Annotated in this window: 8 protein-coding genes; 6 read left to right on the forward strand and 2 right to left on the reverse strand. The window is 64.3% G+C overall.

Annotation, left to right across the window (positions count from 1 at the left end; translation table 11 throughout):
* The first annotated feature begins 133 nt into the window (after window positions 1-133).
* From PDMSB3_RS13225 to folD, 3 genes are all read left to right on the forward strand, one after another.
* Complete coding sequence (locus PDMSB3_RS13225) at window positions 134-1,540, forward strand: DUF3300 domain-containing protein (RefSeq protein WP_165186572.1); 1,407 nt, start codon at window positions 134-136, stop codon at window positions 1,538-1,540.
* Window positions 1,541-1,560: 20 nt separating this feature from the next.
* Window positions 1,561-2,502: a DUF2950 domain-containing protein gene (locus PDMSB3_RS13230; protein ID WP_007181268.1), complete on the forward strand. Its 942-nt coding sequence runs from the start codon at window positions 1,561-1,563 to the stop codon at window positions 2,500-2,502.
* A gap of 241 nt (window positions 2,503-2,743) precedes the next feature.
* Complete coding sequence (gene folD, locus PDMSB3_RS13235) at window positions 2,744-3,604, forward strand: bifunctional methylenetetrahydrofolate dehydrogenase/methenyltetrahydrofolate cyclohydrolase FolD (RefSeq protein WP_035518004.1); 861 nt, start codon at window positions 2,744-2,746, stop codon at window positions 3,602-3,604.
* 167 nt (window positions 3,605-3,771) lie between these two features.
* Here the strand turns inward: folD and PDMSB3_RS13240 are convergent, their stop codons facing one another.
* Window positions 3,772-4,887, reverse strand: a complete 1,116-nt coding sequence (locus PDMSB3_RS13240) for an acyltransferase family protein (RefSeq protein ID WP_007181266.1) — start codon at window positions 4,885-4,887, stop codon at window positions 3,772-3,774.
* Between the two features lie 345 nt (window positions 4,888-5,232).
* Between PDMSB3_RS13240 and PDMSB3_RS13245 the strand changes: the two genes are divergently transcribed.
* Window positions 5,233-7,341, forward strand: coding sequence for a M3 family metallopeptidase (locus PDMSB3_RS13245; protein WP_165186575.1), 2,109 nt, complete (start codon window positions 5,233-5,235; stop codon window positions 7,339-7,341).
* Between the two features lie 107 nt (window positions 7,342-7,448).
* On the opposite strand, the gene PDMSB3_RS13250 is transcribed toward PDMSB3_RS13245, so the two are convergent.
* Complete coding sequence (locus PDMSB3_RS13250; RefSeq protein WP_165186577.1) at window positions 7,449-8,741, reverse strand: amidohydrolase family protein; 1,293 nt, start codon at window positions 8,739-8,741, stop codon at window positions 7,449-7,451.
* 204 nt (window positions 8,742-8,945) lie between these two features.
* Between PDMSB3_RS13250 and PDMSB3_RS13255 the strand changes: the two genes are divergently transcribed.
* Together PDMSB3_RS13255 and tssF are read left to right on the forward strand one after the other, a co-directional pair.
* A complete protein-coding gene (locus PDMSB3_RS13255) occupies window positions 8,946-9,644 on the forward strand; it encodes an aspartate/glutamate racemase family protein (RefSeq protein WP_007181263.1) in 699 nt (232 codons plus the stop codon).
* 391 nt (window positions 9,645-10,035) lie between these two features.
* On the forward strand, window positions 10,036-11,922 hold the full coding sequence (tssF, locus tag PDMSB3_RS13260) for a type VI secretion system baseplate subunit TssF (protein WP_007181262.1): 1,887 nt from the start codon (window positions 10,036-10,038) through the stop codon (window positions 11,920-11,922).
* The last annotated feature ends 29 nt before the right edge of the window (window positions 11,923-11,951 follow it).

An 11,951-nucleotide genomic window follows, 5' to 3' on the forward strand; every position in this document is an offset into this window, starting at 1 on the left:
GCTGCCAACCGGACACCTGCTCGCCTCGCCACCTCCCTGCCACTTCCTTGCCACATTCCATCGCGGCGGAGCGACGCAGCGCGTGCTGCGCACGCACGTCGCGTCTTATAAACATTACCGGGAGGAAATCATCGTGAAACGATCCGGAGCACACCGCTCGTGTGTGTTGTTTGTCTGCGCCGTTCTTGCAGGGGCGCCGCTCGTTACCGGGCTGGCCACGCCGGGCGTCGTCCATGCGCAAGGCGTCTCGAAAATGTCGAACCAGCAACTCGATTCGCTGGCCGCTCCCATTGCACTTTATCCGGACGCCCTGCTCGCGCAGGTGCTGATGGCCGCGACTTTTCCGCAAGACGTGCGGGCTGCGGCCGCGTGGTCCAGATCAAACGCGAAGCTGCAAGGCGACGACGCGGTCAGAGCGGTCGCGGCCGAGCCGTGGGATCCGAGCGTGCAGTCGCTCGTCGCCTTCCCACAGGTGCTCGCCACGATGGCTTCGAAATCGGATTGGGTCACGCAACTCGGCTCAGCGTTCCTCGCCCAGCCCGGTGACGTGATGGACTCCGTGCAGCGTCTGCGCCGGCAGGCGCAAGCGGCCGGCAATCTGAAAACAAGTGCGCAGCAAACGGTCGTGGTCGAGCAGAGCACGATTCAGATCGTGCCGGCCAATCCGCAAGTGGTGTACGTGCCAACCTACAACCCCACGGTAGTCTATGGCGTGTGGCCTTATCCCGCGTATCCGCCTGTGTATGTTCCGCCGCCGCCCGGTTACACCATCGCCACCAGTTTCATGGCCGGTCTCGCGTTCGGCACCGGCGTCGCCGTGGCGAACGCGCTGTGGGGCGGCTTCAACTGGAACTCGCATGACGTCAATATCAACGTGAACCGGTACAACACGATCAACGTGAACAACCGCCTCAACGTGAATGGCAGCACGACGAACTGGAACCGCAACACCAACGTCAATCGAAATATCAACAATGCGAATTTCGATCGCAACCTGAACAACAACGTCGGCGGCATACAACACGATGCGTATCGCGGCCGCGACAACGCCCGCGCTCAGGCGCAGCAGACCCTGCAGAACCGCACGGGCCAGAATCTGGGCGGCAGCGCGAGCCAGCGCGTGCAAGGGATCCACCAGGGCGGCACGGCAAACCCCGGTTTGCAGAACCGCGCGCAGAACGTCAATCGCGACAATGCGCTGCGCGGCGCCGGCGACGGCAACACCGCTCGTGAGGATACGCAGCGCGGTCAGGCAAGCCGCGACGCGCTCGCGAACCGCGCTACCCAGCAACACACGGGAAGAGATAACGGCGCGAATGCCGGCGTACAGCAACGCACACACGGCGGTCCTGGTGCAGACGGCGGCGGCCAGCAACATGCGCTGCGTGGTATCGGCGCAGACGGCGGCGGCCAACAGCGAGCGCTGGGTGGTGCCGGCGCAAACGGCGGCGGCCAGCATGGCGGCGGTGCCGGGAATTGGGGCGGTGGCGCACTGGGTGGTGGCGGCGCAGGTGAGCGCCACTTCGGCCGCAATCGTTGAACAATAAAAAGGAGTCTCTGATGATGCGTTTACTTTCACTGGGCACGCTACGCGCCCACGCCCTGACAGTTGCCGTGGCCCTCGGCACCACCGCCGCGCTGCTCATCGCGCCGGTGCTGCTCATCAGCACGATCCCGGCCCATGCCCAGGCTGTCTATCCCAGCGCGAACGACGCCGCCAATGCATTCGTGGAAGCGCTCGCCCGCAACGACGAGGACGCACTCAAACATGTGCTCGGCAGCGATTTTCAACGCTTCATTCCGACTGAAGGTATCGGCGAGGACGACATTTATCAATTCCTCGGCGAATGGTCGAAGAACCATCAGATCGTCGAGGATCCGACGGCGGACAGGGGGCGCGTCACCGCGCATCTGACGGTCGGCTACAGTGGCTGGAACTTGCCGATTCCGCTCGTGCAAGCGGGCAACGGCTGGCGTTTCGATCTGCCGGCGGCACGCGACGAGATGCTGACGCGCCGCATCGGCCGCAACGAGCGTGCCGCTATTCTGACCTCGCTCGCCTATCTGGATGCGCAATACGACTATCGCAACCTGACGCAGCACTACGCGCAGCGCTTCGTCAGTACGCCGGGACAGCATGACGGCCTGTATTGGGCCACGGCGCCCGGCGAAGCGGAAAGTCCGTTTGGCCCGCTCGCCGCCACCATGCCCACCGGCACGCAGCCTCAGGAGGCCTACCACGGCTATCACTACCGCATTCTCGCGGCGCAGGGGCCGCACGCGAAGGGCGGCGCGCAGAACTACCTCGAAAACGGCGTGCTGACCAAAGGGTTCGGGCTGATCGCCTCGCCGGCCGAATATGGCAAAACCGGCGTGATGAGTTTCATCGTCAATCAGGAGGGGCAGGTGTACCAGAAGAACCTCGGGCCGCAGACCACGCAGGCGGCCGCGGAGATCAGGTCGTTCGATCCGGACTCGGGTTGGCAGGCGGTCCAGCCCTAGCACGATGGGTCGATAGCCGCGGCGGTAGATCAGTTGCCCCGGTCAATCGAGCCGGGAGTCCGCACGCGGCCCACCGGGCAGGGCCGGTATAATGTCGCACTTTGCAGCGCTGCTTAACCCCGATTCGCGCCGCGCGCTTTTCACGTGCCGACCCATTCCCGCTGAAAAGCGCCATCGCGCGTGGCCCGCACGAGCGCCTGCGCGCTGCCCCGCTTTCCAAACTGCCCATCTCGACCCGACCATGACTGCCAAACTGATCGACGGCCTTGCCCTTTCCAAGACCCTGCGTGCCGACGTCGCCGCGCGCGCTGCCGCCCTCACCGCCCGCGGCCATCAGCCGGGCCTCGCCGTGGTGCTGGTCGGCGACAATCCGGCCAGCGAAGTGTACGTACGCAACAAGGTCAAGGCGTGCCACGACAATGGCCTCGGCTCGTCGTTCGACCGCTATCCGGCCGACCTGCCGGAAGCCGACCTGCTCGCGCGCATCGACGAACTGAACCGCGATCCGCTCATTCACGGCATTCTGGTGCAACTGCCGCTGCCGCCGCATATCGACAGTCACAAGGTGATTGAGGCGATCGCGCCGGAAAAGGACGTGGACGGCTTTCACGTCGCCAACGCCGGCGCCCTGATGACCGGCCAGCCGCTGTTCCGTCCGTGCACGCCGTACGGCGTCATGAAAATGCTCGCCGCTTACGACATTCCGCTGCAAGGCGCGAACGCGGTGGTGATCGGCCGCTCGAACATCGTCGGCAAGCCGATGGCGCTGCTGCTGCTCGAAGCCGGCGCGACCGTGACGATCTGCCACAGCAAGACGCGCGATCTGGCGGCCCACACACGCAACGCCGACGTGGTGGTGGCCGCCACCGGCTTGCGCAACATCCTCACGGCGGACATGGTGAAGCCGGGCGCGGCCGTGATCGACGTCGGCATGAATCGCGACGAAGCCGGCAAGCTGTGCGGCGACGTCGACTTCGCGGGTGTCAGGGAAGTGGCCGGCTACATCACGCCGGTGCCGGGCGGCGTCGGCCCGATGACCATCACCATGCTGCTCGTCAATACGATCGAAGCCGCCGAGCGTGAAGCGGCGGCAAACGCGTAAAGCGGAGAACGTCGGGCGCAGAACGTCGGGCGAAAGGCCGGTAGAGCGGAGAGCCGCTCCGCCGGCATCGAGACCTTTCGGCCCTGGCGTCGCGCCAGGGCATCGACCATGATAGACGCCACATCGCGCCACATCGCGCCACCTTCGCGCCATACACGCGCCGCATCTCAGCGCACGGCCTGATCGCTTGCCGGCATGCCGGCGGCTAGCGGCGTCGACCGGCGCGCGAGACGCCTGCGGCACCACTTCAGCACGGGCCGCTCCACGAAGTGCCACGACAGCGCCGCGCACAGCAGGATAAACGGCGCGGCGATCAAGACCGCCGCCACGTGGTTCAACTGCGGCGCGATATTCGCCACGCATTGCTGCACCATGAAGCCGTACAGATAGATGCCGTACGAGTAATCGTGATGCGGCACGAAGCGCCGCAACAGCGGCGTCGTGCCGAGCCACAGCACGCCGTACACGAAGGCCAGATAGAACAGCGGCTGCGCGCCGGCCGTATCGCGGAACACCAGAAACACCATGGTGAGCGCCAGCGCAGTCAGGCCGTTGATATCGATCCGCTCACGCCAGCCGTACAGCAGCATGCCCAGCATGAAAAACGGCTCCGGCCAGAACGAATAACCGCCGGGCGTTTCGCTGAAATCGCGCAAACCGACCTGCCAGTGCGACAGATTCACGCGCAGCACGAAAGCGGCGCACCCGAGCGCGGCTGCAAGCGCCACGCCGCGCGAACTGGACAGCAATCCCACCATGCCGGTCGCGAGCACGATCAGATAGCAACGCACTTCGAGCGGCAGCGTCCAGAGCGGTGCGCAGATGTCGACGGGAAAGCGGTTGTGCTCGAACACGCCGGGCAGCGCCCAGCCGGTTTTCAGCACGATGGTCGAGAAGTTGTCGAGATTGCCCCACGTCATGCCGGAGGCGAAATACTCGCGCAGCGGCAGCGTCGTGAAAAGCGGGCCGATGATGAACACCGTCACCAGCGAACCGGCCGCCACCGCCGGCCACAGGCGCGCAATGCGCAACACGGCAAAGCGCGGCACCGAGCGTTGCCGGTCGAAGCTGGCGGTCACCAGCATGCCGCTCAACAGAAAAAAGGCGTAGACGCCCAATGCGCCGAAACCGTCGAAACCGAGCGCGTTCTGAACCCAATCCGTGCTGCCGTCGGGCGCCTGGAGCAGATACGAATGGCCGTAGACCACGGCGACGGCGGCCAGCAACCGCACCAGATCGAAGTTGTTGCCCTTGCGCGATAGCGCATCCGAAAGCGGGTTCATCAATACCTCTTTACGAAAAACGCCGCTGACCGATAGCGGCACTCCACATTGCCGCATAGCAGCAATCGGAACCGTTCGCTTTCGCACAAAGCACAACGGCGTTTTTCGCCGCGCGGCGCCGCCCGCCTCGCCTCGCCTCGCCTCGCCTCGCCTCGCCTCGCCTCGCGCATATTGCGGCGACATCTGATAATTTGTCTGTCGACGGATTGGAATCGGCACGTCCTGCCCCAATAATGTCTCTATCGGCTGCGACAGGGCGTCGCCGCGCGCGCCCGAAGACGTCCTCTTAAGGGACGCCCGTCCATGCACCGATTACCCGTTCACCCGCGTCAGACAGGAAGCCTCATGTCCACTACCGCCTCGAATCACGACAATCCGCTCCTCGATTTCTCCGACCTGCCGCGCTTTGGCCAAATCCGCCCCGAACACGTCACGCCCGCCCTCGATGTGCTGCTCGCCGACGCGTCCGCCGCCGTCGAGCGCGCCGCCCAGCCCATCACGCCTGCTTCATGGGCCGACGTGGTCGAGCCGGTCGAGCGCGCCACCGAACCGCTGTCGCGCGCCTGGAGCGTGGTCGGCCATCTGAACGCGGTGGCCGACACGCCCGAGCTGCGCGCCGTGTATGGCGAGAATCTGCCGCGCGTCACCGAATTCTGGTCGAGCGTCGGACAGAACCTCGCGCTGTACGAGAAGTACAAGGCACTGCACGCCAGCAGCGATTTCGAATCGCTGACCGGCGAGCGCAAGAAGATCCTCGGCAATGCGCTGCGCGACTTCCGCCTGTCCGGCGCGGAATTGCCGGAAGACCAGAAGCCGCATTTCGCCGAATTGCAGGAACGCCAGGCGGCGCTGTCGAAAGCGTTTTCGGATCACGTGCTCGACGCGACCAACGCATATGCGTATATCGTCGCAGCCGGCGACGAAGCGCAACTGGCCGGCCTGCCCGAAGACGTGATCGAAGCCGCCAAGGAAGCGACCGAGCGCGAAGGCAAAACCGGCTACAAATTCACGCTGCATTTCCCGTCGTATTTCCCGGTGATGCAGTACTCGGAGAATCGTCCGATGCGCGAAGCAATGTATCGCGCCTATGTCACGCGCGCCTCGGAACTCGGCCCGCAATACGGCAACGGCAAGCCCGAGTGGGACAACACCTCGGTGCTCGCCGAGCAGTTGAAACTGCGCGCCGAAGAAGCGCACATGCTCGGCTACAACAATTTCGCCGAAGTCTCGCTCGCGCCGAAAATGGCCGAGTCGCCCGCCCAGGTGATGAGCTTCCTCGAAGACCTCGCCACGCGTGCGCGTCCGCATGCCGAGCAGGACTGGAAGGAACTGCGCGAATTCGCCGCGAACGAACTCGGCATGAGCGAACTGCAGCCGTGGGACATGACATTTGCCGCTGAGCGTCTGCGTCAGAAGCGCTATTCGTTCTCCGAGAACGAGGTCAAACAGTACTTCCCGGAAGACACCGTGTTCAAGGGTCTTTTCAAGGTCACTGAAACGCTGTTCGGCGTGCGCATCCGTCGCGACAAAGCGGCCGTGTGGCATCCGGACGTGCGCTTTTTCCGTGTCGAGAATCAGGACGGCGGCCTCGTTGCACAGTTCTACCTCGATCTGTACGCGCGCGAAGGCAAACGCGGCGGCGCCTGGATGGACGACGCGCGCGGCCGTCACAGACACACGCACGGCGGCGTGCAAACGCCGGTCGCGTATCTGACCTGCAACTTCTCCGCGCCGGTCGGCGGCAAGCCCGCCTGCTTTACGCACGACGAAGTCATCACGCTGTTCCACGAGTTTGGCCACGGCCTGCACCACATGCTCACGCGCGTGGACGAGCTGGGCGTGTCGGGCATCAACGGCGTGGAGTGGGACGCGGTCGAACTGCCGTCGCAATTCATGGAGAACTTCTGCTGGGAGTGGGACGTGCTGAGCGACATGACCTCGCACGTCGAAACGGCCAAGCCGTTGCCGCGCGAACTGTTCGACAAGATGCTCGCGGCGAAAAACTTCCAGAGCGGTCTCGGCACGCTGCGCCAGATCGTCTTCTCGATGTTCGACATGCAACTGCATACCGGCTTCGATGCGTCCGGCACGAAGAGCGCCACCGAGCTCGCGAGCGAAATCAACGAGCGCTTCCACGTCGTGCCGCAGGCACCCTTCTCGCGCTGGCCGAATACATTCAGCCATATTTTCGCGGGCGGTTATGCGGCGGGCTACTACAGCTACAAGTGGGCCGAAGTGCTGTCCGCCGACGCCTACGCGGCATTCGAAGAAGCCGCGCAATCGGCCAGCGGCAGCGTGCTCGATCAGGCCACCGGCATGCGTTATCGCAAGGAGATTCTGGAGGTAGGCGGCAGCCGTCCGGCAATGGAATCGTTCAAGGCATTCCGCGGCCGCGAGCCGAATATCGACGCCTTGCTGCGGCACAACGGCATGACGCCGGGCGCTGCGCATTGATCGGTTGAGGTTGATACAAGCGTCGGCGCCTTGCATGGGCCGATGAAAGCCGGTGACCTGCTTGACGCAGGCGCCGGCTTTTTTGTTCGTGAACGTTGAATGCGCAACTAGGCGCGATGCAGCTTGAAATCCACCTCCGAAGGCCGGCCTTCGAGCGACAGCGCCGCACGCGCAGCCGGTGCGCGGCTGACCACCTTGCCGCGGCTCACCACCGCGAGACGCGCGGCGCGCAGGCGGATCGCCTCCACCGGATCGCGCGCGTCGAGCAGCACGAGATTGGCCGCGCAGCCCGGCGCGATACCGTAGCCCTCCAGACCGAGAATACGCGCGGCGTTCACCGTCACCGCGTCGAAACAGGCGCGCATGCCGTCGACGCCCGTCATCTGCGCCACATGCAAGCCCATGTGCGCGACTTCGAGCATGTCGCCCGAACCGAGGCTGTACCACGGGTCCATCACGCAATCGTGGCCGAACGCGACGTTGATGCCCGCCGCCATCATCTCCGGCACGCGCGTCATGCCGCGCCGTTTCGGATAGGTGTCGCTGCGCCCTTGCAGCGTGATGTTGATCAGCGGATTCGCAATCGCCGCGACGCCCGCCTCGCGCATCAGCGGCAGGAGCTTGCTGACGTAGTAGTTGTCCATGGAATGCATCGAGGTCAGATGCGAGCCGGTCACGCGCCCTTGCAAACCGAGCCGATGCGTTTCGGCCGCGAGCGTCTCGATGTGGCGCGACATCGGATCGTCCGATTCATCGCAATGCATGTCGACGCGTAAGCCCTGCTCCGCCGCGTACTCGCACAGGAGGCGCACGGACTGCGCGCCGTCGGCCATGGTGCGCTCGAAATGCGGTATGCCGCCGACCACGTCCACGCCCATCGCGATCGACCGCTTGAGGTTCTCGAAGGCGCCCGCGCTGCGCAATACGCCGTCTTGCGGAAAGGCTACCAGTTGCAGGTCGAGATACGGCGCGACACGGCGTTTCACTTCCACCAATGCCTCGACCGCGAGCAGGCGCGGGTCGCACACATCCACGTGGCTGCGGATGGCCAGCAGGCCGCGCGCGACGGCCCAGTCGCAATACTGCAGCGCGCGCTCGATCAGCGCTTCCTGCGTCAGGTCAGGCTTCAGTTCGCCCCACAATGCGATGCCCTCGAGCAGCGTGCCCGACGCGTTCACGCGCGGCAGACCGTACGAGAGCGTCGCATCCATATGGAAATGCGGATCGACGAACGGCGGCGTGACGAGCGAGCCCGCGGCATCGATTTCTTCGCGCGCACTGGCGGCCAGATTCGGTTCGACGGCGACGATGCGGCCCGCTTCGATGCCGATGTCGACCGGCTCTTTTTGTTGCGGCGCGGCGCCTGGGGACAGCATCGCGCGGCGGATGATCAGATCCATGTATCGCTCCCTTTGAGCCTTCCTGATTGATGACGATTCTATCGGCGTCAGAAAGCGCGTGCCGACGTTTTTATCCGCCGCCGTTGCGTCAACCCGTACCGGCGGGCGACGCGCGATCCGTACCGGCTGCGGGTCGCGCCGCCCGCCTATACTCGCCAGACAGACGGCCGATGCCGCGCCGTCATCCACTCATGGAGCAGGGACATGAAGACAATCGGCGTGATCGGCGGAATGAGCTGGGAATCGTCCACCGAGTATTACAAGCTTCTGAACCGCCACGCGAAGGCGCGCCTGGGCGGCCACCACAACGCCCGCAGCCTGATGCTCAGCGTCGACTTTGCGCCGATCGAAGCGCTCCAGCGCGCGGGCGACTGGAGCGCGCTCGGCCAGCAGATGGCCGACGCCGCGCGCCGACTCGAACAGGGCGGCGCCGATCTGGTGATGCTGGCGACCAATACGATGCATCGCGTGTATGAGTCGATCGAAGCGGCGATCGACGTGCCCTTCCTGCATATCGCCGATCCGACCGGCAGCGCGTTGCGCGCGGCGGGAATCGAACGCGTGGGCCTGCTCGGCACGCGCTATACGATGGAGCAAACTTTTTACACGGGACGCCTGCACGAGCGCTACGGCCTCGAAACGCTGGTTCCCGACCAGGCCGAACGCGCGGACGTGCACCGCATCATCTACGACGAGTTGTGCCACGGCAAGGTGAACGACGCTTCGCGTGCGGTGTATCAGCGAGTGATCGAAGCGCTGGCCGCGCGTGGTGCACAGGCGGTGATTCTCGGCTGCACTGAAATCACGTTGCTGATCAAGCCGGAGGATTCAGTAGTGCCCGTGTTCGATACGACCGCGTTGCATGCGCAAGCGGCGGTGGAGTGGGCGATCGGCTCGGCGTGAAAGCCGATGGGTGCGTGTGCTCCAGCGCGTGTGCGCGGACGAACGCAAACCTCGCAGCAAAGCCATCAGCAAATTGGCGCGCAAAGGGCTTGGCCAATCGTTCCGCCACGGATTGCAAGTCGGTTTTCTCCGCTCGTCCCATGCAGTCACTTTGCGCCAGTTAAACGCGAGCTCCCACAAGGAAATTTCCCACACATTTTTGTGATTCTTCTGATGGCGCAAGGGGTCGGCTTGCGATCCAATAGCTCTTCCGATCTGTCTTTCGACACAATTAATAAGGATGACATATGGATTACGTCTGGACGACATACGCAGAAGGCGCGCCTGCCTACGCTTGCGGACGCACCAATCCGTTTCCCCACCCATGCACCACCTGAAGTGACGTGAAGCGATGGATCCGCGACTTCTTGGGTACTACAACGCCGAATTGCTGTTCATGCACGAACTGGCGCAGGAGTTCGCGAAAGCACATCCCAAGGTCGCGAAGCGCCTTGGCATGCAGGCGGGCGAAGTCGGCGATCCCTTCGTCGAGCGCCTGCTCCAGTCTTCGGCCTTTACGACCGCGCGCATGCAGATGCGCCTGGATCAAGCGTTCGCGGAATTCACACAGCCGCTACTGCAAACCGTCTATCCGAACTATGTCAGCCAGATTCCCTCAATGGCTGTCGCGCGCATGTTTCCGCTCGTACGGGGCAAGCAGTCCGCTAACGGAACCACGGTGCCGCGCGGCACGGCTTTCTTCTCACGCGTACCCGACGGTGAGCTGACGGCCTGTGAGTTCCGCAGCAGCCAGGACGTAACGCTCTATCCACTGGAGATCGCGCAGGCACGGCTGACCGGCATCCCGCCGGATATCCCGGAGCTCGGCCGCTATATCACGCCAGAGGTGCAGATACAGGGCGCGTTGCGGCTTCTTCTGCGAACGATCAATGGCGCACCGATCTCGAGCCTCGCGGGGCTCGAACGGCTGCCGGTCTGTCTCGCGGGCAACGAAGCCGCTGCTTCACACCTGTTCGAACTGATCCACGCAGCCGGCGTAGCCACCGTTATGGGCGTACCCGGCGAACTCGCGACCGGCACGCTGCATGTCGTCACAGCTGACGCGGTCGTTCATGACGCACTGGAACCGGAACAGAGCCTGCTGCCCGCAGTCCCTCGCAAGTTTCACGGGCATAACCTGATGCAGGAGTATTTCGCCTGTCCCGCACGCTTCTGGTTTTTCACGCTCACCGGCCTCGGCAAAGGGCTATCAGCCATCGGCGGCAATGAGGCTGAAGTCATCGTGCTGCTTGACCGGTCTGTGGACGGGCTGGCGCAGACGGTCGACGCGTCGCACTTCGCGCTGTTCTGCACGCCTGTCATCAACCTGTTTCCGAGGCGCACCGAGTGGCTGGAGCTCGACGCTCAGGCAACCGGGCACCGCCTCGTGCCCGTGGCCAAATTTCCCCGCGACTACGACGTGCATTCGGTGTCGCGTGCCTGGGGGCAGGTCTCGGAAGACTCCGAAGCGCTGCGGCTCCAGCCGCTGCATGCACACTACCTGGACGACGAGAACCACGGCGGGCACCGCTTTACGATTCGTCGCGAACTGAGCCGCCCGCTCGACGAAACCCGGCACTACGGCACCCGCCGGGCGTTTACGGAAACACGCGCCTTTCTTTCGCTGGTGGATGAAAACGGACTGCCCAGTACCGAAGGCATCCGCAATATATCGCTCGAGGCGCTACTGACCAATCGTGACCTGCCATGCGTACTGCCGTGCAACGGCGTGAACGACCTGTCCGTGGCGAGTTCGATTCCCCAAAGGAGCATCGGCCTGCTGCGCGCGCCGACAATGCCACGCCCGCCGCTCGCGTGCGGCGATCACGCGTGGCAATTGATCGGGCAACTCAGCTTCACCTACGCGGCGTTCGATAGCAGGCCGGATCATCCGTGCGCGGGCGATGGACTGCGCAAGCTGCTGGCGTTGTACCTGGGCAGCGAATCTCCCGGGTTGCGCCGTCAGGTTGCGGGGTTGGTGGGCGCAACCGCAACGCCCGTCAACCGCCGCCGGGCGCTTGACGGCCATCTCACGTTCGGCCGCGGGATCGAATGCGAGCTGACTTTCGACGAAACAGAGTTCGACGGCATGAGTCCGTACACGCTTGGACTCGTACTCGAACGCTACGTGGCACGTCATGTATCGCCTCGTTCGTTCACGACGACCGTGTTGCGCTCGAAGCAGCGCGGGCGTATCGGACACTGGCCACCGCGCTCCGGCACGCGTGACGCGGCGTGACGACCTCGTCTCACCGCGCCTGACTGACC

Source organism: Paraburkholderia dioscoreae (assembly GCF_902459535.1).
GTDB classification, from domain to species: Bacteria; Pseudomonadota; Gammaproteobacteria; order Burkholderiales; family Burkholderiaceae; genus Paraburkholderia; species Paraburkholderia dioscoreae.

Coding starts and splice junctions, on each gene's coding strand:
- PDMSB3_RS13255 (WP_007181263.1), top strand. CDS start 8,946: ATGAAGACAATCGGCGTGATCGGCGGAATGAGCTGGGAATCGTCCACC.
- PDMSB3_RS13230 (WP_007181268.1), top strand. CDS start 1,561: ATGATGCGTTTACTTTCACTGGGCACGCTACGCGCCCACGCCCTGACA.
- tssF (WP_007181262.1), top strand. CDS start 10,036: ATGGATCCGCGACTTCTTGGGTACTACAACGCCGAATTGCTGTTCATG.
- PDMSB3_RS13240 (WP_007181266.1), bottom strand. CDS start 4,887: ATGAACCCGCTTTCGGATGCGCTATCGCGCAAGGGCAACAACTTCGAT.
- PDMSB3_RS13250 (WP_165186577.1), bottom strand. CDS start 8,741: ATGGATCTGATCATCCGCCGCGCGATGCTGTCCCCAGGCGCCGCGCCG.
- folD (WP_035518004.1), top strand. CDS start 2,744: ATGACTGCCAAACTGATCGACGGCCTTGCCCTTTCCAAGACCCTGCGT.
- PDMSB3_RS13245 (WP_165186575.1), top strand. CDS start 5,233: ATGTCCACTACCGCCTCGAATCACGACAATCCGCTCCTCGATTTCTCC.